This is a genomic window from Pseudoduganella rivuli (assembly GCF_009674485.1).
Lineage (GTDB): Bacteria > Pseudomonadota > Gammaproteobacteria > Burkholderiales > Burkholderiaceae_D > Rugamonas > Rugamonas rivuli_B.
Map to the genome: position 1 here is coordinate 20296 of NZ_WKJJ01000033.1, position 22718 is coordinate 43013.

Below are 22718 nucleotides of genomic sequence, written 5' to 3' on the forward strand. Positions count from 1 at the left end.
TCCTTGCCGGGCGGCGCTCAGTGGGCGCCGCCGTTTTGACCGATACGGTAGTAGTCAAAGTCGACACGGCCACCGGCGATCTTGGTCGAATAAAAGAACAGGGCGTAGCGGTAACCCATGAAGTGCGGGAAGGTGTAGGCAAGGCGCGACGGACGGCCGATGGGGGTCCAGGATTTACCGTCGAGGCTGTAGGAGAAGCGGGCCACTTCAGGCTTGCCTGGTATGCCGTAGACCTTGGCGCCCCCCTCGTCGAGGCCGAAGCGGGCGTCCTCAGGGGCGGACTGAAATTCGCATTCGACCTTGAGGTGAACGGTATTGCCGGAGAGTGGAACGGAGGCGATCTCCTCGGGTTTGTCCGAGTCGGCGCTCACCATGACGAGTGATTTGGCGCCATTGCTCATCTTTACGCCAACAAAACCATACTTTGCCTGAAAAGCGGCGATGCCGGTCCAGTCGCCATCTTTCATGCCGCTCACGTCGACGCTGGTGGTGGCGAAACTGTCAGGGCCAAAGGTGCGTTGGGTGAGCGTGTTCCTGGCATCAAGCAGGCTGGAATCGACCCGGCTGGTGACGAAGCTCAGGTAGCCCGGGCGCCTGGTGAGCGACCAGTTGCGCGGATCGGGATTGTGATTCCATTGCCAGGCGAGGGGCAGGGCCGGGACGCCAGGCAGGCGGTCGAATTCGTCGGAGGCGACGATGCCGGAGGCGCCGGAAGCGCCCTGTGCGCCGGCGGGTATGTCGAGCGTCATCGGCACTTCGCCATCTTTGCCGAGCACCGGCCAGCCGTCCTTCCAGGTCACGGGCACGAGGTAGGGCACGCGACCGACGGCGCCGTTGTCCTTGAAGAGATAGGCATACCATTTGCCTTCCGGGGTGTCGACCAGGCCGCCCTGGGCGATACCGCGATCATCGAGCACGATGCGGCCCTCGTAGGGACCGTCGATGGCGTCGGCGCGGTGGACGATGACCGTGCGTGCCCAGCGGGTTTTGGGCGAGGCGATGTTGAACAGGTAGTAGCGGCCGTTGATCTTGGAAAGCTGCGAACCCTCGCCACAGAGTCCGCCCTGCTCGGCGCCGAAGAGGGCGTTGACGTGGTCAATGATGGGCTTGTTCACGCCGCCGGGCTTGACGCCGGAGAGATCGGATTTCAGCTCGGTGAGCATGATTTTATTGCACCCCCACACCATGTAAGCGCGGCCATTGTCGAAAAACAGGCTGTGGTCATTCATCAAGGGCTCGAAATTGGTCTCTTTCCACGGGCCGCGTTCCGGATCGCGCGTGGTGTAGACATGGGTGCGCCCCCCTGTGGTGGCGGCAAAAGTCGTGGCATGGAACACGCCATCGTGGTACCGGATGCTGCTGGCCCAAGAGCCGGCGCCGTAGGCGTTCTTGCCGTTTTCGAGGCGGAACGCTTCGTTGTCGGCCAGGGTGTCATAGGTATAGGAGGCCATGCTCCAGTTGACCAGGTCGGTCGACTTCATAATCGGCAGGCCCGGGCTCATGTGCATCGTCGTACTGCTCATGTAGTAGGTTTTTCCTACCCGGATCAGTGAGATGTCCGGGACGTCGGCCCAGATAAGGGGATTATGGGCAGGATTCGCCAGTGCCTTTGGTACAGGCTGGGACGCGTCGGCGTTCGGGGAAAATTGCCAGAAATCGAACTTGAACAGTTCTTCGCCGGCCGCACCGCGGAACACGAAGAAGACATCCTGGACGCCGGCGGCGCCGGAGACCCGGGTAGACTGCGGCTTCCATTGGCCGCCGGTTCCCACCACCGGCAGCGTGCCGATCAACTTGCCGTCGACCTTGCCTAAACGAATCTCGATCGTCGCCCCGGTGGCCTGCCGCGGCAGGGCCGTGCTGGACAGGCTGGCCATGAACGCGCGCGCGCCGGTCGCGCCGAAATCGACATTGCGCACCTGGACGTAAGCCCCGTCATGGATGTCACGCAGATTCTGGCCGCCGGCGCTGCTGGGCTCGATCTTGACTCCGGAAGACCAGGCGATGGTCTCGGCTTCGACGCGCCGGTAAGGATCGAGGGTGGCGGCCGGCGCCGGCCCTTCCCTGGTCGGCTGCACCATCGGGACCGAGCCATCCGGGTTGAACTTCAACTCATCGACGGCCACGGAACGCTTGAAGCCGTCGCCTCCCGGAAGGTCGGCGGTGTGGTAGAAGAGGTAGGTCTTGCCCTTGTAATCGACCACGCCCGGGTGGTTGGTGAAGGCGCTTTGCGGGGCCATGACGACGCCGCCGTAGGTCCACGGGCCTTCGGCTGTGGGGCCGGTGGAATAGGCAAGATGCTCGGGGATGGGACCAGCGGCAAAAAAGAGGTAATGCAGATTCTTGCGCTTGTAGAGCCAGGGACCCTCTTCGTAGGACGTGCCGCGCAGCGCGGGCTTCGGCTTCGTAACGCCTACCGTGTCCGGCGGGGTTCGCTCGCCGAGGGCCTTGACGGTCATCGGATGGCCAATGATGCCATTCTCCCCGACGCTGGTGTCGTAGGAAATCATGTCCTTGTTCAGCTTCACCGACCACAGGTTGGGATTGCCCCAGGCCAGATAGGCCTGGCCCTTGTCGTCGATGTAGACGGTCGGATCGATGCTGTCATACAGGCCGCCGGCGTGGCCGGCGATCAGCGGTTTTTTGAGGGGATCGACGTAGGGCCCGAGGGGATTATCGGCCACCAGCACGCCAATGCCGCGGCCTTGCACCGGGGCATAGAGATACCATTTCCCATCCCGCTCGATCGCCTGCGGTGCCCAGGCGCCATTGTCAAAACCATCCCAGCCGGAGATCTCCTTGGCGGCCCAGGGGAAATCCCGCAGCGAGGCGATCGCGCCGTGCTGGGTCCAGTTCACCATATCCGTCGTGGTGGAGAGCACCCAGTTCTTCATGTTGAAATTGTTCTTTTCCCCGACATCCTCGTCGTGGCTGGAAAACAGGTAGAGCGTCCCTTTATGCACCATGGGGGCCGGATCGGCGGTATACATCGTTTGAATAACCGGATTGAGCGCGTATGACGGCGCGGGCAGCGACGCCAGCACGGACAATACAACGAGAGCGGAGCGGGGTGTTTTTTTCATGAGATGGTGCGGCTAAGCGATAAAAAGTCACTAAAAAGCCGGCTTCTTTTACGAAGCCGGCTGTAAGGTGGAAATTTGATGGAGTTTATTTAATAGTTGCTCTTTTAATGGTAACGGAACCTGCCGATCCAACGAATTGGATACCTACCGCCTCCGCATTCTGGACACTAAAATCAGAGCACGTGAACTCTGTATCCTGATCTGCAACCAATGCTTTATTCGCAGTCCAGCACTTCCATTCATTCGTAACCCAACCGGCGGAATAGGTAAAGAACTGGAACAAGCCATCCATTCCGCCATTTCGATTTGAAACAAATGCCTGATCAAAATTAAGGACCACTTTCAGGGTTTTGCCACCCCAATTAACCGGATGGTCAAAAGTATAAGCAGCAGCGGCCCCCGCCTGGTTGAGGGTAAATCGCATATACGCAGTTGAACTATTATTTGTAGCCCCGGCACTCAAGGTCCAACTATTTGGGCGATTACTCAATCCGGTGACTTTTCCAGCGCCGACCAACATTGCGTCAAGCACTTGTGGATCACCGACGGCCGGTGTTGTACGGTCAAACAACAGGCCTTCAGCCATCCCGATCTCCCATGCGAATGGCAAGAGGCCATGGGCAAGCGCAGATTTGGTGACAACTTGATAGAAGTGTTCCCGCGAAGCGAGATGCAGATCAAGGTCAGCGCAAACCGACTGGGCACGCTTCATGGCGGCGAATTCCCCCAGCACCACCGGGATCCCTTGGTCCACAAATTTTGTTTTCATTTTGGCGAACTGCGCATCGGTATAAGCCTCTTCCATGAGCGGAAGCTTCCCCGGCGAGTTGCGATAAGTGTCGGTGAGCGACTTGTAGCCGTCGCCCCAATAACAGTGCATCTGTGACCAGTCATTATCTTCCCCGTGGTTCGAAAAAGCCCCCGGGTAATAGTGAACTTCAGCCATTTGGCGACCCGTCACCGAGTCGGACGGCATACCATTCCAATCATTGAAAGTCATATCGATATCGGTTCTCAGGCCTTGGAGCACCAGCACGCGATAGGCGTTTCTGCCACCCGTCGAACGAACCGCATCGACAAATGTCTGGTGATAGCTGTCTAGCACACTTACCTGGTCTGGAAAGATGGCATCGGGCTCGTTGGCGCTGGCAAACAGGACATGCTCGTCAAAGTCACGCAGCTTGGTGGCAATTTGCTGCCAGTAGGCTTTCTGTTTGGCGTTGACGGCGACTTTACTTGCGTCGTTAATATTCCGCTCCAGCCAGCCACCATCCCAATGGATGTTGACGATCGCGTAGAGCCCGTTATTTACCGCGTACTGCACCACTTGCTTGACGCGGTCGAGCCAGGCGTCACTGATTTGTCCAGTGGTCTGATCGGCATACTGATCCCAGGATACGGGGATCCGGATCGCATCAAAACCGCAGTCCTTTACCAATTTGACGTAAGCGGCGGAAATCATCGGATTGCCCCAGCAAGTCTCGGACGCCGGGCTGCAACCATAAGCGTCCATCGTGTTGCCAATGTTAGTCCCCAGCTTAATTTTCGCAGCCAACTGAGCCGCGTTACTGCTCATGCCGGCCGCATTCGGGGCGATCGGATTGGTGTTGTAGTCAGGATAAGCTGTAATCGCAAAGGATTGCGTGGTTTGCGCGCCGCAACTATTGGTGTAGACAGCTGTTGCAGTACAGCTGGCACTGGGCGTTACGAATTGTTCGCGCGAAGAACCTGATGTTCCGCAGCCGCTCCATGACCAGGACCCGCCGTTGATTGGCTGCGGCCCAAATACGATCTGATTTCCAGTATTAATTGCCGCAGCGGCTGTTATATTCCAGGCGCCGGACGAATAAATATAGGGAGTTACTGCGGTTGGTGTGCACGTCTGAGCCTGAGCGCTTATAGCGCTTCCGGATAAAGCTATAACAAGGGATGTAATAATTAAAGGACTTTTGTTCATTTCAATTATCTCCACATTATTAATAGTACAGCCCAACGACAGGCTGGCTTGTGATTGCGGGATGGAGAATTGGCCCCATCTGCAGCGGCGCGACGGCGCCGGTCACTCCTTCTGCTGGATCTGCGGCAGCGAGCCGGCGGGCGGTCGCCCGATCAGGCTGCGCGGCACGTAGCTGTAATCGGCCGCGCCGGGCTTTTTCCAGGCAAGCATTAATGCGAGGTCCGGACCTGGCCCCTGGAAATAGCGCACACGGAAATTGCGCAAGCCCTTCTCCAGCTTGACCCTGGTCGCCACGGGTGTTGGGGCGTGGATGCCATCGTTGTCGATCACGTTTTCATCGTCGATGCTGAGAATGGCGCCATCGTCGGCCAACAGCATCAGTTCCCACGTGGCGGTTTCCGCAATATTGACGGTGAAGCGAATATCCATCCCGAACCATTCGACCGTCGAGCCCATGCCGGGAAAGCCTTCGCGGAAGGAGCGCGGCGTGATATCGAGCTGGGTCAGGCAAACGCGCTTGATTGGCTTGCGCCGGCGCATTTCGGACACCGATTGGTTGCCGACAGTGAGACGATAGACGTCGGCGACCATATGCCGATCCGACGCCTCGGCGCATTCTTCGAACAGCTTGGGAGGTGTGCTGGCCACCTCTTTGGCGACGGGCGGCGGCGGTGGCGGAGGAGGGGGCGCGGCGACCACCGGCGCCGGCGGAGGCGCCGGGATGGCATCGACCACGGGCTTCGCGGGCGCAGGATTGTCGGGAACCTTGGCGGGTGGCAGATCCGGCATGGGCGGGATCTCCGCCATCGGAGGCTGGACTTCCTTTGGCTCGAGCGGGGGGGTGGGAAGCTCTTTCTCCGGCACTTTCGCCTCGAAGATCACGACGTCGACATTGCGCGGCTCCGGTTTGGGTGGGGGCCGTCGAAAGTTCGACAGCATCACGAATAATCCCAGCGCCAGATGAAGGAGAATCACAAGGCCGATGGCGTAACGATTGTTCTTGCGCTGCCAGTGGGGCTCACGGTCAGGTTCGGACTGGGGCAAACTGGTTTCTGGCGGTATTGGACACATACGTTTCTACAGACAATCAAATCAAGTGAATTAAAAAGCCGGCTTCTTTTACGAAGTCGACTTTCAGGTGGAAATAGGAGAACGAGCAGGCCCATCTGCCCGGCTATTCGGCCGAGTCTATCCCAAATATTTCGGCAAAAATACACGCTAAAATGCCTCGCCGCCTGCCATAACGGTGTCTGGCAAAAAATCTGCACGGCCTGTATTGGTATTTGTGCAGATTTTTCTATTGGTCGCATTAGACTCCGCTACGCGACCCGGCCACCATCAGCGACCGCGCCGCCGCCGCATGGTCGATACAAGGAAGTGCAGTATCTATGCAATTATCTGCACCTTGTAATATCTTCACCATTCGCGTTATTTCGGGTGCACTCATCCAGAGTCGTGGTGCTCATAATCCCCGGATCGAAACAGGGCCGCGAATGCTGAATTGGGAGTTGCCTATATAACCAGGGGGTACTAAATGCATATGGGCGCAAAGTTAATCGCCATCGACCATTGGCATCTTCGCCGGACGCACCATCCTTCACGCTTGTTTAGAACTCTTGCTTAAAGTAGTAAAACTATCTGCATACGGATAATTTATAGAGGCATAAATACCATTGTCCCCCTTGATCTCCCCATAGACTCGCCATTACCCGTGATAACGGTTTTAAACGGGTCCTGCCGCCGGTGCCAATGCCGGTGGAAATGGTAGGCATACATTAAAAATGGGGACAGTAATGGATGTGAGAAGAACGTTGATGGCCGGCCTGGTTGCCGGCGCACTGGTGTCGCTGAGTGCAGCGGCTGAAAACTACAAATGGGACAACGTCCCAATTGGCGGCGGCGGCTTCGTTTCGGGTATCGTGCCCAGCAAGAGCGAGCGCGGTGTCGTCTACGCGCGCACCGATGTAGGCGGCGCCTACCGCTACGACAGCCAGACCGGCCGCTGGGTCGCGCTGACAGACTGGCTGTCCCAGGCCGATGTGGGCCTGTTGGGCGTGGAGTCGCTGGCGGTCGACCCGCGCAACGCGGCCAATGTGTACATGTTGGCTGGCACCGAATACTTCAACGGCGGCAAGACCGCCGTCTTGCGTTCGACCGACTATGGCAAGAGCTTCACCGTCACCGACGTGACCAGCCAGTTCAAGGCGCACGGCAACGGCATGGGCCGCGGGACCGGCGAGCGGCTGCAAGTCGACCCGGGTTCGAGCAATGTGCTGTTCGTGGGCACGCGCCACAATGGCCTGTTCAAGAGCATCGACTCGGGCGCGACCTGGAGCCGCGTCAATGGGCTCAACGTCAACGACACGCCCAACGGCGTTGGCATCAGCTTCGTGCTGCTCGATCCCACCAGTGTCACGCAAGGCACGGCCAAGCGCATCTTTGTCGGCGTGTCGCGTTACGGCTCGGTCGGCCCCAGTCTATATATGAGCAAGGATGGCGGCGCCACCTTCGCCCCCGTGGCCGGCGCGCCGGCAGGCCTGATACCGCAGCGCGCGGCTCTCACGTCCAAGGGCCGCCTGTACCTGACCTACGGCAACGGCGCGGGGCCGCACGGGGGATCGGCGAGCGAGCCTTTGGACCACGGCCAGATATGGGAATACAACACCGTCGGCGGCGCCTGGACCAATGTGACGCCGGCCGGCAAAAATATGGCGTTCGGCGGCATCAGCGTCGACCCGACCAATCCCAAGCGCCTGGTCGCCTCGACCGTCAACACCTGGTGGCTACAGAGGCAGGAGCCGGCACAAACCTGGGGCGACCGCATCTTCACTTCGGTCGATGCCGGCCGCACCTGGACCGACCTGATGGACCGCGGCATGACGGTCGACCCGAACGGCATCGACTGGATCTCCAGGCAGGCGATCCATTGGGCCTCTTCGATCGAGTTCGACCCCTTCGATCCAAAGAGCGCGTGGGTGGTGTCGGGCAACGGGCTGTTCAAGACCAGCGACATCGACGCTCCCAAGAGCAGCTGGAACTTCGACGTGCGCGGGATCGAAGAGACCGTCGCATTCTCCGCCGAGAGCATCCCGAACGGGCCGCTGGTATCGGTCCTCGGCGACTTCGACGGCTTCATCCAGGACGCGCCGGACCAGTACGGCGCACAACACAGCCCGGCGATGGGAACCACCACCGGCCTGGCGGTTGCCGCCCAGGCGCCGCATGTGATGGCGCGGGTGGGCAATTCGCTCTTCACGTCGGCCAATATGGGGGCGAGCTGGGCGCAGGCGCCGTCCATCATGGCGGCAAAGGGCAACCTGGCCCTGTCGGCCGACGGCCTGGTGCTGCTGCACAGCCCGGAAAATTCGACCACCACCTACCGTTCGACCAATGCCGGCGGCAGTTGGACGGCCGTCACCGGCCTCGCCGTGAAAAACGCGCGCCCGGTGGCCGACCCGGTCAACCCGGCCAAGTTTTACGTCTACGACCGCGACACCGGAAAACTGCTGGTGAGCATCGATGGCGGCGTCTCGTTCAGCCCCGCAGCCCAGCTGGCCGCCGGCGGCTCGACGATCTTGCGCGCCACGCCCGGCGTCGAGGGCGACCTGTGGGCATGCCTGAATTCGGGCGGCCTGTCCCACTCGACCGATTCGGGCGCCACCTTCGCCAAGGTGAGCACGATCGGCTCCTGCGAGGCTTTGGGGCTGGGCAAGGAAGCGCCGGGCGCCAGCCATCCGACCCTGTACATGTGGGGCGCGGTAAGCGCCGGGCGCGGCCTGCTGCGCTCGATCGACCAGGGCGCCAGCTGGGCGCGCGTCAACGACGATGGCCACCAATATGGCGGCCCGCAGATGGGCTGGGTCACCGGCGACATGAACACCTACGGCACGGTCTACATGAGCACCGCCGGCCGCGGTATCGCCTACGGCAAGATCGACCCGGCCGGCGACGTTCCTGTGACACCGCAGGCGTATGAACCGCCGCCCAAGTACGCCGAATGCAAGTACGTTCTGACTCCCTTCATCTGGTGGGGCGGCGGCGCCGCCGACGTGCAAATCACCAACAAAGGCAGCTCGGCCATCAACGGCTGGTCGGTGAACTGGACCTCTGAAGACGACACCCAGGTGAATGCAATCTATGGCGGGACGATCACGGGCAGCAATCCGACCTACACGGCGACGCCCGACAACAACAGCCTGATCGCCCCTGGCCAAACCGTGTCGTTCCGCGTCCTGTTCAGCCAGTTTTCGGAGAAACCGGGCCCGGTACCGCTGGTGTTCGGCGACATCTGCAATACACAGGCCCCTCCGCCTCCGGCTCCTCTTTATCCGAGCTACAACACCACTCCAGTTGCGCCGAATGCGGCTGGCATGAGCAGTAACGCTACCCAGTTGGCTGCCAAGATAAAGATGGGAACTAACATCGGCAATACATTGGAAGCTTATGGTTGCAACCCGGCGTCAGAGACTTGCTGGGGCAATCCGGAGGTTTCCGCCGCTTACGTCAAATTGGTGAAGGACAGCGGTTTCGACGCGATCCGGATCCCCGTATCCTGGGATCAGTATGCCGATCAGACCACTGGAAAAATCAGTGACGCCTGGCTCGACCGCGTGAAGCAAGTGGTGCAGTACGCGGTGGATAACGGGCTCTACGCGATCGTTAACATCCATTGGGACGGTGGCTGGCTCGAGCGGAATATTAACTTTGCAAGTAAAGCCGCTGTCAACGCCAAACAGAAAGCCTACTGGGAGCAAATTGCCACCAAGCTGCGTGACTTTGACGAGCATGTCCTGTTTGCCAGCGCCAATGAGCCCGATGCCATCTTCCCAGACCAGGTAAAGGTTCTTGACAGCTATCACCAAACATTTGTCAATGCGGTTCGTTCGACGGGTGGCAGAAACGCCTATCGCGTGCTGGTGCTCCAAGGCCTGAGAACCGATATCGATATGACGTTCGATAATTGGAATGGCATGCCCGCCGACACTGTACCAGGTCGCCAAATGGCTGAAGTTCATTATTACCCGGGGGCTTTTTCGAACCACGGGGAAGATAATGACTGGTCACAGATGCATTGTTATTGGGGCGACGGCTACAAGTCGCTCACCGACACTTATCGCAACTCGCCGGGGAAGCTTCCGCTCATGGAAGAGGCTTATACCGATGCGCAGTTCGCCAAAATGAAAACAAAATTTGTGGACCAAGGGATTCCGGTGGTGCTGGGGGAATTCGCCGCCATGAAGCGTGACCAGTCGGTTTGCGCTGACCTTGATCTGCATCTCGCTTCGCGGGAACACTTCTATCAAGTTGTCACCAAATCGGCGCTTGCCCATGGCATCTTGCCATTCGCATGGGAGATCGGGATGGCTGAAGGCCTGTTGTTTGACCGTACAACACCGGCCGTCGGTGATCCACAAGTGCTTGATGCAATGTTGGTCGGCGCTGGAAAAGTCACCGGATTGAGTAATCGCCCACATAGCTGGACTGTGAGTAATGAGGCGACGGATATCGATTCTACTGCGTATATGCAACTATCGCTGAACCAGGCGGGGGCGGCTGCCACCTATCGCTTCGCGAATCCAATCAATTGGAGTGGCGCAACCTTGAAAGTGGTCCTTAATTTTGACCAGGCGTTTGTTTCGGATCGAAATGGCGGAATGGATGGCTTGTTCCAGTTCTATACCTACTCCGACGGTTGGACTGCTTCTGAGTGGAATTGCTGGACTGGCTATAAAGCGCTGGTTGCAGGTCAAGATACAGAATTCACGTGTTCTGCTTTGGGCGTCCCGAATGCGGTGGGGTTAGGTATCCAATTCTTCGCAAAAACAGGTTCCGTGACCATTAAACGGGCAACTATTAAATTCCCTAAATAAATAAGCCCCGGCTTGAAGGCCGGGGTTTCAACCGGAGTGAGATTAAGATGAAAAAAATTCTTTGCGCATTGTTCGCGGGCGCCAGCCTGATGCTGGCCGGCGGCGCCCATGCTGCTGTGATCGGGTTCGAAGATGTCAGCACCGACGGCGACTTCACCAGCCTCTCCGACGCCAGCCCTTACGCGAGCCTCTCCTGGGGTGAAGGCTGGTTCGCGGGTGACAGCAGCATCGGCGGCTACGCCAACGCCGCCCATTCCGGCGCCAATTTCGCCGTCAATGGCTTTGGCGACGACCAGATCAGCGTCAGCAGCGCCGCTGGCTTCAATTTTGCCGGCGCCTGGTTCGCCACGCCGGAAGGCGCCAGTGACAAGGCCAGCTGGATCAACATCACCGCCTACGACGCACTCAACCAGCTGATCGGCACTACCGGCAATATCGCCATTGGCGACAGTTACCAGTGGATAACCGGCGGCTTCGCCAACGTGGCGACGCTGACCATCACGCGCGACAGTGGCTGGTATGTGATGGATGACTTCACCACCACCGTCGCCTCCGGTACGGTGCCAGTGCCCGCCACGCCGCTGTTGCTGGGGATCGGCATGCTTGCACTGGTCCTGGCCCGGCGCATGCCGCAACGCGGCTAGCGGTTGGGCTACATGCGCCGGGCGAGGTCGGGCGCGCCCTAGGGTTTCGCCGGGCTGGTCAGGCGCAGCATCAGCACGCTGTGCGGCGCCAGGCGCGCTTCCAGTTTGGCGCTGGTGTCGCCCGTCTTCTTGCTCCACAGGTCCGACCAGCGGTAGACGGTCTGCTTGAAATCGACCGACCGCTTGCTCAGGTCATCGGTCAGGAGGTGCGCCTTCCAGTCATGGCGCACGTCGACCGCCTGGTTCGAGCGGTTCAGGAACATCAGGGCCCATTGGTCGCCTTCGAGTGGCTTGGCATAGATCTCCAGCGGACCGTCGGCCAGGATGCGCAGCGCCTGCACACCCAGTTTGTCCTGGCTCACCGCGATCACGCCGGGGTTGGTCAGGATGCGGCGGGTCGCCTCGGTCATGGAACGCAGGTCGTTGCCCAGGATAAGAGGCGAGGCCATCATGGCCCAGATCGACAGATGGGCGCGGTCTTCATCCTCGCTCATGCCGTTGCCCACTTCGAGCATATCCATATCGTTCCAGTGGCCTGGGCCTGCGAACTTGCGCAGATTCGCCTGCTTGTCGAGGATACGCAACACGCCCAGGCCAGTCGAGAAACCGGGACTGTATTCGCAGTCGAAGCAATTATAAATATCGGGCGTGGTGCGCCAGGAATGGCCGACATGGCCTGCCCACTCCCATGGCTTGCTCATGCCCCATTCACATATGCTGAACACCATCGGACGGCCCGCCTTGGCGATCGCGTCGCGCATCGTGGTGTAGGCCGCTTCGGCGTTCAAGCCCGGGGTGTCGCACCAGTCGTACTTGACGTAATCGATGCCCCAGCGCGCATAGGTCCGCGCATCCTGATACTCGTGGCCGCGGCTGCCGGGGCGGCCGCCGCAAGTGGTCGCGCCGGCGTCCGAGTAGATGCCCAGCTTGAGTCCCTTGCCATGCACATAGTCCGCCAGCGCCTTCATGCCGGATGGGAAGCGCTTGGGGTCGGGCTGGATGTTGCCGTCGGCGTCGCGCTGGCCTTGCCAGCAATCGTCAATATTCACGTACTGGAATCCGACGTCCTTCAAGCCCTGCCTGACCATGGCGTCGGCGGTCTCGCGGATCAGGCGCTCGTCGATATCGCAGGCAAATTTGTTCCAGCTGTTCCAGCCCATTTGCGGGGTGCTGGCCAAGCCTTCAGCCTTTTGAGCCCAGCAATTGCCTGTCGCGCCAATGAATACGGTCATCGCCGCGGCGGCTGCCGTCATTGCCGAGTTCAGGAACAGCGGCTTGTGTGTTACGTGCTTTGTTTTCATCTCTAAATCACTCGCAAAAAAGGTGGCGTCGTCCCATGTCGGCCGACAGCCCGAGCATAAATAGAGGGGCCAAGTGAATCTAACGGTACTAGCGAAACCTCTATAAAACTGTAGAAATTGCGATCGGTACTGTCAGGAGTGGAAGAGGTCAGGGCGGAGAGTCAGCGGCTGACTTCACTGGTAAATCCCCGAGCGGCGCAGATTGTTGTGCCGAAATCGATCGAAACACTTTCGGGGTGCAGCCATATTCTTCCTTGAACAACTTATTGAAATAGGAAACATTGGCATAACCAACGGAATACGCAATCTCCAGGATCGCGGCGCCGCTATTTTCGGACAGTAAGCGGGCCGCTTCCGTCAGCCGCAATTTATTCACATAGCCGGTGAAAGTCATGCCCAGTTCTGATTTCAATAGATCATTGACTTTGGTTCGGTTGACCCCGGTCGCGGTAACAACCGACTCCAGGAGCAGGCCGGGATCGGTGTAATTGGTGGCAATATATTTCAGCAGACCCGCCTTCTCCTTATCCTTATACGGTTCCAGGGTTAATTGACGGTAGGCAGCCAGGGGAACATCTTTTCTCAGGCTGGTTGCGACGCTGGCAACCAGCGCGCGGGAATGGGCCCGGAAAAACCAGACCGCAAATACGGCCCAGCTGGCCAACAGCGCCAGGGCCAGCCATGCAAAAGAGTGATAGTCGCGACCATGCAGCACCAGTTCGCTGATTTCCACTTGGGAATCGACGTCCGGGGGACTATTCAAATTGGCGCCAAAGGAAATCTTTGCCACCTTGTCGAGGGCATAACCCTGGCTTGACAAGTCCAGCTTCATCTTGTTGAGCCACCAGTCGGGCAGGGCGAGCCGGGTCAAGTCCAGGGAAACCGGCACCCCATTCTTATTGCAGGAGAAATAGGTGGCCGGAACCCGGTAGGTTTGGAAGTCCCCCTTCTTCGAGATCTTTTCGTCGAAGGTGGTAAGGGAAAATACCATCGAATTCGACGGAGTGCATTTGGCGAGGAAGGTGATGCTGGTGTACTTCGACCAGTCCGCCAGCACCAGCTGTCCTTTCGCGTCGATGAGTATCAGGTCGGCAATGGCGGATGGGAATGCCACCGCTTTCGTCAGTTTCATGCCGAAACGCAGTTTGTCCGGCTGGTCATCGTGGATGCGGACGATCGAGGTACCGCCCATCCCGCTATCCGTCCAACCGGCGGCCTTCAGGCGGACCCCGCCTCCCGCCCAAGGCAACAGGGAAAGGGAGCGATAGCTCTGATAAGTGAAAAAGGACACCATCAGCGCATTCGCGGCCACGAGGAGGATAAGTGCGAGGAGCGCCTTCTTGTATATCTCTTGCATTAGGCACAACGCTTTCTGAACTATCATGTCGCGCCAACGCTTGCCAGGCACCCGGTTGCCCTCATAGGGAAGGCGTGCATGGTGAAGGTGATCAGAAAGCGATGGCGCGTGAGGGGCTTACTCCTCCAATGCGACCACCATCACGGCCTTGGCAGGCACCTTGATCGCCAGCTTGCCGCCTGCGGCACGCGCGCTGAACGCCGCCGGCTTGATGACCTGCGGATTCTGGAACGTATTGTGCGCATCCATCGTGGCCGAAGTCAGCACCTTGCCTGCCGCGCCTTTTACCATCGTGCCGGCGACGTTGACGGCGACGTCGACCGCCTTGGACGGATCGGTGTTGACCAGCGCCAGGTACACCTTGCCGTCCTTGGCCCGCGCCGCCGAAGCGCTCACGCCTGGAATGGTGGTTGCGCCCAGGGTATAGCTGGTGTTGTCCTTGATTGCCAGCGGCAGCGACCTGGCATCCTGGAACGGCACATACATCTGGAACGTGTAATAGGTCGGGGTCAGGACCATCTTCTCCTTGTCGGTCAGGATCATCGCCTGCAGGACATTGACCATCTGGGCGATGGTGGTCATGGGCACCCGCTCCGCGTGCTCGTGGAAGATGTGGAAGCTGAGCGCCGCCACGAGCGCGTCGCGCAGGGAGTTCTGCTGGAACAAGGCGCTTCTTGCGCCCGCTTCGTCATACCAGGTGCCCCACTCGTCGACCATCAGCCCGATCTTCTTCTCTGGATCGTGCTTGTCCAGCACGGCCACGTGATTTTTGACGAGCTGATCCATTTTCAGGGTATTGGCAAGCGTCGACATCCACTCGTCTTCCTTGAAGCCGAGGTCCTTGCCCTTGACCTCCCAGCTGCTGCCCGGGATGGTGTACTGGTGGACGCTGATGCCGACCGTGCGGCCCTTCAGTTCCTTGCTCAGGACATCGGTCCAGGCGGTGTCGAAGCCATTGCCGCCGCTGGCAATCATTTTCGGCCTGGACTTTTCAGGCGCCCTCAGGAAATTCTCGTAATTGCTGTACAGGTTCGCATAGTAGTCGGGCTTCATATTGCCGCCGCAGCCCCACAACTCATTGCCGATACCGAAGTAGGCGACTTTGAACGGCTTTTCGTGCCCGTTCTGCGCGCGCAGCCTGGCCAGGGGCGAACCGCCGTCCGAAGTCATGTACTCGACCCAATCGGACATCTCCTGCACGCTGCCGGTACCGACGTTGCCGTTGACGTAAGCGTCGGCGCCCAGCATGTCGATCAGGTCGAAGAATTCGTGGGTGCCGACGGCGTTGATTTCCTCTATGGCGCCATTGGCGTGGACGTTGCCCGGGCGTTTGTCCTGCGGGCCTACGCCGTCACGCCAATGGTAGGTGTCGGCGAAGCAGCCGCCCGGCCAGCGCACCAGCGGCACATGCAGCTCCTTGAGCGCGCCGACCACGTCATTGCGCCAGCCCCGGGTGTTGGGGATGTTCGACTTCAAGCCGACGTACATGCCTTCGTAGATGCCGGTGCCGAGGTGTTCGGCGAACTGGCCGTACACATTTTTGTTGATGACCGGGCCGGGTTTGCCGGCATCGATGCTGATGGTGACCTGGCCGGCGGCAAAAGCCGGCGCCGCGATCATGCCGAGAACGGCGAGGCTATGTTTGATGATGTTCATGCGGGATTTCCAGACAGTTGTGATTTAAAGATTGCTACAAGGCCGCCATGCGGCCTGATCGTGAGGGCGGCCTTGCCGTCGGCCGCCACGGGCGTATCGCCGGAGCGGTTCCCAGTGGATGACGCGCCGGATCAGCGGCAGAGTGCGCTTACTGGATTTACACCCTTTGCCGTGATCACCCCTAACCGGTACGGAATTTTGATGTAATCGTCGGTACGCACCGCCGGATCATTCCCCTGGAAGAGGTATTCGAGCGGCCGGCAAGCATCGATGGTCATGGTTTGATCGGGATTGGTCCGCACCATTTCGCCGTGAGAAATCCCTTCGGACCAAATCTGTTCAACATTGTCGCGCGTCGCGAACGCGTTCATGGGCGCGGAAGAGAAGGGTTCCCATTTGCCGTCCAAGCCATTGCTCTTCCAGATCCGGAAGTAACGTCCTTTGGGAGAAATTGCCTCCACCAGCGTAATGTAGGTATTCGTGTTGGCAATCTTGTAGGTATTGCTCGCTTCGAACACGTCTTCCTTTTTTGCGGTCATGACCGCAACCGTGTTATGGAAGCCGTTCGGGAATTGGCTTAATTCGGTTTCCGACCGAAGCAAACGTCCGTTATCATCGGTACCGAACATATAGCATTTTTTATCATCGCAGATCACCCAAAAATCCAGCCAGCCGACTCCTTGCGGGGCCTTGACGATGTCGGGTACGACTGGAAAGAACGGTTTCGGCACGCTCCATGACATCGGGTCGCCGATATCTTTCGAGGTTGAATAAAGCGGATCGGCGCCTTGGTAGACGAGATACCATGTTTTCTGCGGAGCGAAATAAAATACCTGCGGGGCGGCGCGATAACCCGGCCCCATAGGGGACTTGTCCAGCGGGACAATTTTCGCGGCCGGTGCGTTCGACCACTTGTCAAAGCTCGTGTACCCAAGCCCCCAGCCGGCAGATCCGGCCGTTGTGAGAAATACGTGGTATTTTCCATCCACATAAACAATCGAAGGATCTTTCACGCCGTAAATTGTCTGATGTGGATCCGGTTGCGGTGCGACCAGCGGCGGGCTGGAAGTCCAGTTAAACGCCAGTTTGGCAAGTGGAGCATCAGGTTCGGCAGCGTTGTTGGCAATTGCATTGTTTCCGTCGCAACCGCACACTGCCAAGGCAGCCCACAGCGTAATCCCCAGACCGCATTTTTTCAATTTCATTACCATCTTCCTTTAGTATTTGATTCTAAACCAATCGAAATCAACATAACCGCCCGGCGTCTTTGTGGCGTAATTGAATAAGCCAAAACGATAGCCCATAAAATGCGGGATGGTGTATTTCATTTTTAATGTTACACCTATCGGCTTCCAAATTTTTCCATCCAAACTGTAGAGGAAATTCGCTTCGTCTTTTTTATCAGAGAAATCGCAATCGATTCTTAAATAAATTTGGTTTTGATGTAATGGAATTCGCTGCACTTCAACGGGTTTGTCTTTGTCAGTAGTGATCATTACTACTGATTTTTTATTCCCTTCTACTTTTACCCCAACCAGTCCGTACTCTTTTTGCAGAGCGGATAATCCGGAAAAATCGCCTTCTTTCATTTTGGATACGTCCATCGCTACAGACGCCGAGCTGGTTGGCCCGATAGTGCGCTGGGTCAGTGTGTTCCTGGCCTGAAGGAAATCAGTGTCTATTCTTCCGGTTTTGAGACGCAGGAATCCTTTTCTATCCGTTACCGACCAAAGCGCATTATCCGGATTATGGTTCCATTGCCAAACCAGCGGTAATGCCGCCTCTCCGTTCTTGCGATAGAATTCATCAGAGGCAACCAAACTCGGAATCAAACCTGTGCTGGGGGGCAGGTCTAACTTTTCCGGAGCTTTGCCATTTTCTCCCAGTACGGGCCAGCCGTTTTCCCACTTTACAGGAATGAGATAGGGAATTCGGCCCACTTCGCCATAATCACGAAAAAGATAAGAAAACCAGCGCCCATCGGGAGTGTCTATCAATCCTCCTTGCGCAATACCCAGGTCTTGAAAAGCAATTTTTCCTTCCCAAGGGCCGTTGATATGATCCGCCCTATGGATGATGGCAGTTCGCATTCCCCAGTTGTCCGGAGCGCAAATATTAAATAAATAATATTTGCCTTTTTCTTTGAATAATTGAGATCCTTCAGCCCCAAGGCTTGGATTCTTTCCGCAGGGCGAGCTGGCATTCTGAATGAGAATTTTCTCGGGGACGCCTTGTTTGACTCCTGTCAGATCCTCATTCAACTCGATAATTTTTAGCTTATCAGCGCCATGTATCAAATAGGTCTTGCCATCATCATCAAAAAACAAGGAATGATCGTGATAGGATGGCTTAAAAGAAACTCTTTGCCAGTTTCCTTTTTCTATGTCTTTTGTTTTAAAAATATAGGTTTCACCTGGCGTATCGTGTGCGAAAGTGGTTACATAATACGTACCATTGTGGTAGCGCAAGCTACTTGCCCATGAACCCTTGCTATAAATACTTTTCCCTTCCGCCAAATTTTGCTCCGGCATATCCGTCAAGGTTTCATAGGCATAGTTGATGATTTTCCAATTAACGAGATCCGTCGATTTCATAATCGGAACACCCGGGTTCATGTGCATCGTGGTACTGCTCATATAATAATTTTCGCCAACCCTGATCATGGCCACATCAGGCACATCAGCAAAAATTATCGGGTTTTCAGCTTGAGTTAAAGCAATGCCAGGGACCATAAAAACAAAGAAGGCGAAAATGGCCTTGATGATTCCATATACAACAGGTGCCGGCCTTCTTGTTACTTCAGTCGTGCTTAACGGTTTCATTTAGAGAGTATTTTGGTTGGTTTTATTTTCGAGATCATTGATCTCATGATTTCTGTGCTTGGTCATTGAACAACACCTCGCGCCCGCTGCCGCCGCGATCATCGGAGCGGAACACGCCCCGCACGCCGTTGATGACGCCGGTCACGGGAGTAGCGATGCCGGTCCAGGTGGCGCCGCCGTCGGTGGTCTTGTACGTGCTGTCCGCTGGCCCCGCCACCTCGGCGCAGTGCGGCGCGGCGGTCGTGTCGATAGTCTGGGTAGCGCTACCAACACCCTTGCTCGAAGTGTCGAAGATCACTTGCTCGACACCGACCACGCCACTCCGAGAGACAGCTTCGATTTGCGCCTTGCTCATCTTGTGCGATGACAGCGAAGCCACCTGCTGCCAGGTCTGGCCGCAGTCGGTGGATACCAAGCCTGGTACGTAGCCGCCGCCGAGCTTCACATTGGTCCAGCTGCCCGCGCCGGGCGCCGGCTGGGTGGGGAGGGCGGACTCGGCAGGAGCTGTCGGCTGGGCAGGTGCCGGCGGCAGGGGAGTGGGGCCTACTGCGGTGCCGCTACCGCCGCCACAGCCGGCCATCAAGGTCGGCAGCGGCGCTGACAGGGCTAAGAGTCGCTCTATTTTCATTATCTATTCCTGGATCAAGGTGCTGGTCGCGGCCAGCCCGCATTGCTGGCCGCGCTCAGGCGTCCAGGTCGGGTATGCTGTCCGATGACAGGCTGGTTTCCGCTTGCGGGACGGGAAGCCGGCCCCGCCTGTCCCGCAATCCGGCGGAGTCTATCCGAAATATTGCGGCAGAAATACACCCTGTAATGTGCGGCAGCCGGCCGTGACGCCCTCGGGCAAAAATTCTGCACCCCTGGTATCGGTACTCGTGCAGATTTTGTTATTGATCGCTCGACAGTCTGCGGTTCGATCCGGCCGCAACCCGTGCGCGCGCGGCCTCGCCGCCTTCGCCGCACGTCGAATGCACGAAAGTGCAGTATCAATGCGATTATCTGCACCCTTGTAATATCTTCTCCATTCGCGTTATTTCGGTGCTTACCCTTTCGTCTCCTTTTGCTGCGCGTCTGCGTGCCGGCCATGTCCAATGTGGCGCGCTATCGCGTTGCACCGATCCCCAGCAGCCCAACCGGCAAGCGAAAATCATTAGTCCCGTTGGTGATTCTGATGATTGTCTGTTCGTTTTTCTTGAATCACTATCGTTCGCTTACGGGGGGCGGCCCCCGATTCAATAAAGAGATGATGCGACTACTTCCAATCATGGCGATGTTCTCGGCGTTACTGGCTTGCATGCCAGCCCTTGGTCACGCCGAACCCAAACAACGCCTCATTGTCCTCACGGATATCGAGGCCGATCCCGATGACAGCCAGTCGCTCGTGCGCTTGCTTCTGTACGCGAACCAGATCGATATCGAAGGCATCGTCGCCACGACCTCTACGCATCAGAAGTCGCGTATCGCACCGGCATCCATCCATGCGATCATCGACGCCTATGGCCTGGTACAACCCAATCTGTTGAAGCACGAACCGGGTTTTCCGAAAGCGGGGGCGCTGAAAGCGGTGGTGCGCTCTGGCTCGCAACTCTATGGCATGCAAGGTGTCGGCGACGGCAAGGACACGCCGGGATCGGACGCCATCATCAAGGCCCTGGAGAAGAACGATACGCGGCCACTGTGGGTTTCTGTGTGGGGCGGAGCCAATACGCTTGCGCAAGCGTTGTATCGCATTGGCCACGACCGGACGCCGGAGCAGACCGCCCGTCTGCTGAGCAAGCTGCGCGTCTACACCATCTCCGACCAGGACGATTCCGGTATCTGGATACGCACCCGGTTTCCCGATCTGTTCTACATCGTCAGCCCCGGCGGGTATGGCAATGGCACTTGGACCGGCATGCACTCGACCGAGCCGGGCTTCGACAGTACGGAAGTGAGCAACAACTGGATCGCCGCGCATATTCAACAGGGGCATGGCCCGCTGGGCGCGGTGTATCCAGACGTCTCGTTTGGCGTGGAGGGCGATACGCCAGCCTTCCTGTCTTTGATACCAAACGGCCTGAACGCACCCGAGCATCCGGACTGGGGCGGCTGGGGTGGGCGCTACGAGTTCTACACGCCAGCGTTGGAGACGACCAATCCGGACGGCTTCACCGGGGGCGTACCTGTATTACAAGAGCCGCATGCCATCTGGACCAACGCCGTGGATAGTTACACACCGACGGTCTACAACGAATTTGGCCGCAGTGTGCGTGCCCACGACAAGGTCTCCACGGGATACAGGACCACCATCTGGCGCTGGCGCAAAGACTTTCAGAACGATTTCGCGGCGCGCATGGATTGGAGCACCAAGCCATACAAGGGGGCGAATCATCCACCAGTAGTAAAGCTCAGCCCTGGCGAACGCCTGACCGTCAAATCCGGCGAGGGCTTCATGCTGAGCGCCGCCGGCAGCTCCGACCCCGATGGGGATAGCTTGAGCTACCTGTGGTTTCAGTATCCCGAAGCTGGCACCTACAAGGAGCCGATCAAGCTGGGGTATGCGGAAAATCATCATACCGTTTGGGGGCAGGCGCCAGTGGTCACCAAACGGGAGACCGCGCACTTCATCGTAAAGGTCATCGACAAGGGTAGTCCGGCGCTGACGCGCTACGGACGCGTCATCGTGACTTTCATGCCGTCCGCGCCCTGAACAAGCCGGCACGCGTCGAGGGGACGCGGTGCGTGTCTGCCGGTTAAACTGCAAGAGGAGGAGGGGGCTCGGCCACGAAAGTGTCGAATAGCGACGCGTCGTACGAACACGAACTTGTCGAGCATCTGGCCGGCCGACGTAAATAGCACTGATGCTCCACGCGTCGCCTGGGCAAAACGCGTACACAACGCCGTTGCTGGCTAAGGTTGGCGGTTACTGGAGCGCTTCAAATTTCCCGGCTGCCAAGCGATGAATGCTCGCAGGCCGCGCTTACGTAACGATTTGAGATATATCCGTGATGCGTAACGGAAAGTCGCGGCAAGAATCCGGAATTCGTTGGCACTCCAAACTAATCGACATTACTGACGAAATTATCGATTAGATAATATTGAGGGAATGATAGTAAAATAGCAGACTCTGCCATACCCGGCAACCGGTTTACCCTTCTTACTATCCATCAGGCTGCAACGTGCGCACTTTTAAAACGATTTTGGTCATGTGTCTCTCCCTGCTGGCGTTCGCGCCGGGCAGGGCGGACACCGGACAACCCCTGGCTCCGATCAGCGAACGGATCCAGCTGCATACCCAAACCATTTCAACCACCCGCTTTCCCGCCACCGTTCCCGGCAAGCGCCCCGCAGCGATCTTGTTGCACGGTTATCAGTGCCTTGAGGCATGCAGCGAAGCCTATGCTCGCTACGCCCGTTCACTGGCGGCGGCCGGCATCGACGCCTATGTCGTCAATTATTACAACGAATCCGATTTGGCGGCATTAAAGGCCGGCACGCTCGATGCCGCCGGATACGCTGGCCGGTTCAAGCGCTGGGCCGTGGCTGTGCGTGAATTGATGGCGCGTATCGGTGCACAGAACCAGTCGAATGGACGAATCGCGGTGGTCGGCTTTTCCCAGGGCGGCCGCTTGGCCGTTGCCGTTGCCGCCGATAATCCGGCCGCAACGGCGCTGGTGGCGCTGTATGCACGGTTGCCGGATCCGGTCGAACTGGACGCGGACCTGAAAGCATTGCCGCCAACGCTGTTACTGCATGGCGACGCGGATACCGTTGTCCCATTGCGCGGCGGCGAAGCGATTCTGGCCAAGGCACGCGAATTGGGAACGCCTTCGGACCTGGTGATTTATCCGGGAGAAGGACACGGCTTCGACTTCAGCGCCGACAGCGCAGCGGCAATCGACGCCCGGCGCAGGGTTATTGAATTCCTGAGGTCGGTAATGGCGGTGCGATAAGCTGCGCCGCGCAGCTTCCGTTTGATAGGGAGGCTGCGCGGATTCAGTCAAGTTGGGTGGAAGCGCATATTGGGTCGTTCTATGTAAACTTCGCAT

General features: G+C 58.1%; 13 protein-coding genes. 4 read left to right on the forward strand and 9 right to left on the reverse strand.

The features are described 5' to 3' along the window. Positions 1 to 17: 17 nt before the first annotated feature. From GJ700_RS35790 to GJ700_RS32660, 3 genes are all read right to left on the reverse strand, one after another. Positions 18 to 3083, reverse strand: a complete 3066-nt coding sequence (locus GJ700_RS35790) for a family 43 glycosylhydrolase (RefSeq protein ID WP_229507378.1) — start codon at positions 3081 to 3083, stop codon at positions 18 to 20. Positions 3084 to 3168: 85 nt separating this feature from the next. Further along, a complete protein-coding gene (locus tag GJ700_RS32655; RefSeq protein WP_154382013.1) occupies positions 3169 to 5040 on the reverse strand; it encodes a cellulase family glycosylhydrolase in 1872 nt (623 codons plus the stop codon). 102 nt (positions 5041 to 5142) lie between these two features. After that, entirely contained in the window at positions 5143 to 6084 is a 942-nt protein-coding gene (locus tag GJ700_RS32660; protein WP_154382015.1) for a PA14 domain-containing protein, read from the reverse strand. Between the two features lie 770 nt (positions 6085 to 6854). Here GJ700_RS32660 and GJ700_RS32665 point away from each other — a divergent pair. Beyond that, a complete protein-coding gene (locus tag GJ700_RS32665) occupies positions 6855 to 10910 on the forward strand; it encodes a cellulase family glycosylhydrolase (RefSeq protein WP_195764085.1) in 4056 nt (1351 codons plus the stop codon). 47 nt (positions 10911 to 10957) lie between these two features. Beyond that, a complete protein-coding gene (locus tag GJ700_RS32670) occupies positions 10958 to 11554 on the forward strand; it encodes a PEP-CTERM sorting domain-containing protein (RefSeq protein WP_154382019.1) in 597 nt (198 codons plus the stop codon). 38 nt (positions 11555 to 11592) lie between these two features. On the opposite strand, the gene GJ700_RS32675 is transcribed toward GJ700_RS32670, so the two are convergent. From GJ700_RS32675 to GJ700_RS32700, 6 genes are all read right to left on the reverse strand, one after another. Continuing rightward, positions 11593 to 12855 carry a glycoside hydrolase family 27 protein gene (locus GJ700_RS32675; protein ID WP_229507379.1) on the reverse strand — a complete coding sequence of 421 codons (1263 nt, stop codon included), beginning with the start codon at positions 12853 to 12855 and terminating at the stop codon, positions 11593 to 11595. 148 nt (positions 12856 to 13003) lie between these two features. Continuing rightward, on the reverse strand, positions 13004 to 14239 hold the full coding sequence (locus GJ700_RS32680; protein ID WP_154382021.1) for an AraC family transcriptional regulator: 1236 nt from the start codon (positions 14237 to 14239) through the stop codon (positions 13004 to 13006). A 90-nt stretch (positions 14240 to 14329) separates the two neighbouring features. Beyond that, positions 14330 to 15868 carry an alpha-N-arabinofuranosidase gene (locus GJ700_RS32685; protein WP_154382023.1) on the reverse strand — a complete coding sequence of 513 codons (1539 nt, stop codon included), beginning with the start codon at positions 15866 to 15868 and terminating at the stop codon, positions 14330 to 14332. Positions 15869 to 15999: 131 nt separating this feature from the next. Beyond that, entirely contained in the window at positions 16000 to 17073 is a 1074-nt protein-coding gene (locus tag GJ700_RS32690) for a glycoside hydrolase family 62 protein (protein ID WP_154382025.1), read from the reverse strand. Positions 17074 to 17085: 12 nt separating this feature from the next. Continuing rightward, entirely contained in the window at positions 17086 to 18690 is a 1605-nt protein-coding gene (locus GJ700_RS32695) for a glycoside hydrolase family 43 protein (protein ID WP_229507380.1), read from the reverse strand. Between the two features lie 43 nt (positions 18691 to 18733). Continuing rightward, a complete protein-coding gene (locus tag GJ700_RS32700; RefSeq protein WP_154382027.1) occupies positions 18734 to 19318 on the reverse strand; it encodes a beta propeller repeat protein in 585 nt (194 codons plus the stop codon). Positions 19319 to 19774: 456 nt separating this feature from the next. Between GJ700_RS32700 and GJ700_RS32705 the strand changes: the two genes are divergently transcribed. Both GJ700_RS32705 and GJ700_RS32710 read left to right on the forward strand, forming a co-directional pair. After that, positions 19775 to 21379 carry a nucleoside hydrolase-like domain-containing protein gene (locus tag GJ700_RS32705; protein ID WP_229507381.1) on the forward strand — a complete coding sequence of 535 codons (1605 nt, stop codon included), beginning with the start codon at positions 19775 to 19777 and terminating at the stop codon, positions 21377 to 21379. 469 nt (positions 21380 to 21848) lie between these two features. Continuing rightward, positions 21849 to 22622: a dienelactone hydrolase family protein gene (locus tag GJ700_RS32710; protein WP_154382029.1), complete on the forward strand. Its 774-nt coding sequence runs from the start codon at positions 21849 to 21851 to the stop codon at positions 22620 to 22622. Positions 22623 to 22718: the final 96 nt, after the last annotated feature.

What these genes read in the sequence shown, in the direction of transcription:
- GJ700_RS32700 (WP_154382027.1), bottom strand. Translation starts at nt 19,318, where the DNA reads ATGAAAATAGAGCGACTCTTAGCCCTGTCAGCGCCGCTGCCGACCTTG.
- GJ700_RS32690 (WP_154382025.1), bottom strand. Translation starts at nt 17,073, where the DNA reads ATGAAATTGAAAAAATGCGGTCTGGGGATTACGCTGTGGGCTGCCTTG.
- GJ700_RS32695 (WP_229507380.1), bottom strand. Translation starts at nt 18,690, where the DNA reads ATGAAACCGTTAAGCACGACTGAAGTAACAAGAAGGCCGGCACCTGTT.
- GJ700_RS32670 (WP_154382019.1), top strand. Translation starts at nt 10,958, where the DNA reads ATGAAAAAAATTCTTTGCGCATTGTTCGCGGGCGCCAGCCTGATGCTG.
- GJ700_RS35790 (WP_229507378.1), bottom strand. Translation starts at nt 3,083, where the DNA reads ATGAAAAAAACACCCCGCTCCGCTCTCGTTGTATTGTCCGTGCTGGCG.
- GJ700_RS32665 (WP_195764085.1), top strand. Translation starts at nt 6,855, where the DNA reads ATGGCCGGCCTGGTTGCCGGCGCACTGGTGTCGCTGAGTGCAGCGGCT.
- GJ700_RS32675 (WP_229507379.1), bottom strand. Translation starts at nt 12,855, where the DNA reads ATGAAAACAAAGCACGTAACACACAAGCCGCTGTTCCTGAACTCGGCA.
- GJ700_RS32705 (WP_229507381.1), top strand. Translation starts at nt 19,775, where the DNA reads ATGTCCAATGTGGCGCGCTATCGCGTTGCACCGATCCCCAGCAGCCCA.
- GJ700_RS32655 (WP_154382013.1), bottom strand. Translation starts at nt 5,040, where the DNA reads ATGAACAAAAGTCCTTTAATTATTACATCCCTTGTTATAGCTTTATCC.
- GJ700_RS32685 (WP_154382023.1), bottom strand. Translation starts at nt 15,868, where the DNA reads ATGAACATCATCAAACATAGCCTCGCCGTTCTCGGCATGATCGCGGCG.
- GJ700_RS32680 (WP_154382021.1), bottom strand. Translation starts at nt 14,239, where the DNA reads ATGATAGTTCAGAAAGCGTTGTGCCTAATGCAAGAGATATACAAGAAG.